This is a genomic window from Streptomyces hilarionis (assembly GCF_024539675.1).
In the GTDB taxonomy this organism is placed as follows: Bacteria; Actinomycetota; Actinomycetes; order Streptomycetales; family Streptomycetaceae; genus Streptomyces; species Streptomyces hilarionis.
Genome location: NZ_JAHHIT010000313.1, coordinates 1 through 3,560, shown reverse-complemented (window position 1 = coordinate 3,560; position 3,560 = coordinate 1). Strand labels below are relative to the sequence as shown.

The 3,560-nt window shown below is 74.0% G+C and carries 3 protein-coding genes; 2 read left to right on the top strand and 1 reads right to left on the bottom strand.

What is annotated here, in order from left to right; translation table 11 throughout:
- Both KMS84_RS38200 and pepN read left to right on the top strand, forming a co-directional pair.
- Positions 1-180: chorismate mutase (locus KMS84_RS38200; RefSeq protein ID WP_256921152.1), on the top strand; the 180-nt coding region annotated here is incomplete at its 5' end.
- A gap of 132 nt (positions 181-312) precedes the next feature.
- On the top strand, positions 313-2,811 hold the full coding sequence (gene pepN, locus KMS84_RS38195; RefSeq protein ID WP_256921151.1) for an aminopeptidase N: 2,499 nt from the start codon (positions 313-315) through the stop codon (positions 2,809-2,811).
- A gap of 565 nt (positions 2,812-3,376) precedes the next feature.
- Here pepN and KMS84_RS38190 read toward each other — a convergent pair.
- Positions 3,377-3,560: hypothetical protein (locus KMS84_RS38190; protein WP_256921150.1), on the bottom strand; the 184-nt coding region annotated here is incomplete at its 5' end.

Genomic DNA, 3,560 nt, shown 5'->3' with positions numbered 1-3,560 from the left:
CACCTGCCCCCCGCCGACCCCGCCCGCGAGGCCCGCCAGATCGAGCGGCTGCGCACCCTCGCCGAGAACGCCAAACTCGACCCCGCGTTCGCCGAGAAGTTCCTCACCTTCATCATCGCCGAGGTCATCCGCCACCACGAGCGCATCGCCGAGGACACCGCCGCCCCCACCGGCCACTGACCGGCCACCCCAGCGGCCACCCCACCGGCCACCGGCCATCGACCGGCGCGGCGCTCCGGCGCGAGAAGCGACATAACGCGCGTACCGATCCGCCCCTGTGCCCGGCCTGCGGCATCAGGCAGCATGTCGTGCATGTCCGTACTGACGCGCGACGAAGCGCTAAGCCGTGCCAAGCTCCTCGACGTCCACCGCTACACCATCGAGCTCGACCTGACGACCGGCGACGAGACCTTCGAGTCCGTCACCGTCATCCGGTTCGCCGCACGCGCCAACGGGGACACCTTCGTCGAGGTCGGGCCCGACACGCTGCACTCCGTCACCCTCGACGGCGAGCCCCTCGACCCCGGCACGCTCCACGCCGGCCGGCTCGCCCTCGACGGCCTCACCGCCGGCGAGCACGAACTGCGCGTCCACGCCGCCATGCGCTACTCCCGCACCGGCGAGGGCATGCACCGCTTCACCGACCCCACCGACGGCGAGACCTACGTCTACACCCAGCTCTTCATGAACGACGTCCAGCGCGTCTTCGCCGCCTTCGACCAGCCCGACCTCAAAGCCGTCTTCGACGTCTGCGTCAAAGCCCCCGAGAACTGGACCGTCCTCTCCAACAGCCTCACCGAACACCTCGGAGAAGGCCGCTGGCAGGCCGCCCCCACCCCCCTCGTCTCCACCTACCTCGTCGCCGTCGCCGCCGGCCCCTGGCACACCGTGCGCACCGAACACCGCGGCCTCCCCTTCGGCCTGCACTGCCGCCGCTCCCTCGCCCCCCACCTCGACGCCGACGCCGACGAACTCCTCGACATCACCCGCGCCTGCTACGACCGCTACCACGAGAAGTTCGAAGAGCCCTACCCCTTCGACTCCTACGACCAGGCGTTCGTCCCCGAGTTCAACGCCGGCGCCATGGAGAACCCCGGCCTCGTCACCTTCCGCGACGACTTCGTCTACCGCTCCGCCGTCACCGACACCGAACGCCAGACCCGCGCCATGGTCATCGCCCACGAAATGGCCCACATGTGGTTCGGCGACCTCGTCACCCTCCAGTGGTGGGACGACATCTGGCTCAACGAGTCCTTCGCCGAGTACATGGGCTACCAGACCCTCACCGAAGCCACCCGCTTCAACGGCACCTGGACCGAGTTCGGCGTCGTCCGCAAAGCCTGGGGCTACGACGCCGACCAACGCCCCTCCACCCACCCCGTCGCCCCCGAGAACGTCGACGACACCGCCTCCGCCCTGCTCAACTTCGACGGCATCTCCTACGCCAAGGGCGCCTCCGCCCTGCGCCAACTCGTCACCTGGCTCGGCGAGAAGGACTTCCTCGCCGGCATCAACACCCACATCGCCCGCCACCGCTTCGCCAACGCCACCCTCGCCGACTTCATCGACTCCCTCGCCGCCCACACCGAACGCGACGTCCACGCCTGGGCCGACGCCTGGCTGCGCACCACCGGCGTCGACACCCTCACCCCCACCGTCAGCGGCACCAACGGCGACCGCACCCTGACCGTCGCCCACGACGGCAGCCGCCCCCACCGCGTCGCCGTCGGCCTCTACGACCTCGACCTCGCCGACGAAGCCCGCCACCTCACCCTGCGCCGACGCCTCGAGCTCGACATCCCCCAGAGCGCCCCCCAGCCCATCGGCAAACTCCCCGCCCTCGTCCTCCTCAACGACGGCGACCTCACCTACACCAAGATCCGCTTCGACCCCGAGTCCTTCACGACCGTCCGCGACAACCTCTGCGGCCTGCCCGACCCCCTCACCCGCGCCGTCGTCTGGAACGCCCTGCGCGACGCCGTCCGCGACGGCGAACTCGCCCCCGCCGCCTACCTCGAAGCGGCCCGCAACCACCTCCCGCACGAAACCGACCTCGCCGTCGCCCAAGGCGTCCTCGCCTTCGCCTCCGGCCAGATCGCCGACCGCTACGTCACCCCCGAACACCGCCCCGCCGTCCTCGCCACCCTCACCACCCTGTGCCGCGACCTCATCCGCCGCACCGAGGACGGCGACCACCCCGGCCTGCGCCTCATCGCCGTACGCCACTTCATCGCCGTCGCCGCCCACCCCGACACCATCGCCGCCTGGCTCGCCGACGGCACCGTCCCCGGCGGACCCGAACTCGACCCCGACCTGCGCTGGCGCGTCCTCGCCCGGCTCGCCGCCCTCGGCGCCACCGACGCCGACGCCATCGCCGCCGAACTCGACAACGACCCCTCCGCCACCGGCCGGGAAGGCGCCGCCCGCTGCCGCGCCGCCCTCCCCGACGCCGACGCCAAGGAACGGGCCTGGGCGGCCATGTTCTCCTCCGACGGCCTGTCCAACTACCTCTTCAACGCCACCGCCCAGGGCTTCTGGCAGCCCGAACAGGCCGACCTCGTCAGCGCCTACGTCCCACGCTTCTTCGACGACGCCGTCACCGTCGCCGCCCGCCGCGGCCCCGCCATCGCCGAGGCCGTCGGACGCTGGGCGTTCCCCGCCCACGCCGTCGACCCCGAGACCCTGCGCCTGGGCGAACAGTGCCTCGCCACCGACGGACCCACCCCCGCCCTGCGCCGCAAACTCGTCGACCAACTCGACGACCTCACCAGGGCCCTGCGAGTCCGCGACGCCGACCGCCCCCGCCCCTGACCCCCGGACGAACCCCCAGGGACCGGCGGACCGACCACCGCCGACCCGCACCCACCACCAGCGGCACGCCCACCGGCCCGCCGCACCGGACGGCACGCCCCCGGGACCCGCACGGCCGTTCGCAGACGCCACGCGGCCGGCCGAGCGCCACGGACGCGAGGCCCCCGCGACGGGTCCCGGCGACGGGTCCCGCGCGCGGTTCGGCGGGGCCCGCCGTACCCACGGTCCTCGCGACGGCCCCGGCCCAGCCCCGCGCGTGCCACAACCGTGAGGCCCTGCGGCGGGTGCCGACGCGGCTCGCCACGGGGGCGCGTCCTACCCGGGGACCGCCCCGCAACGGCCCCGACACGGCACGGCCGACGCCTGCCGCAGCCGCGGGACCCTACCGCGGGTGCCGACACGGCCCCGCCCGACGCCCCGCGCGACCAGCAGGCCTCGCGGCGGGCCCGGCGTCGCGTCGTCCGACCCCGCGCCCCCGAGCCCACCGAGCCGCCACGCCGGTCCCCACCGCGGCTCCCTGCCCTGCCCTGCCCTGCCCGGACCGGCGCGTGCCGCGCCCAGGCCCCTACCGCGGGTCCCGGCGCAGCTCGGCGCGGCGCACGCCCCCCTCGCGCGGTCCCGCACGCCGGTTGCCGACCCCGGCAGCCGGCACCGCACCCGCCTCCTCCAGCACGAAACCCGAACGCTCCAGGAAACGTTCCCCCGGCACCCACCCCGGCGGAACCGTCGCCGTCACCCGCCCGACACCC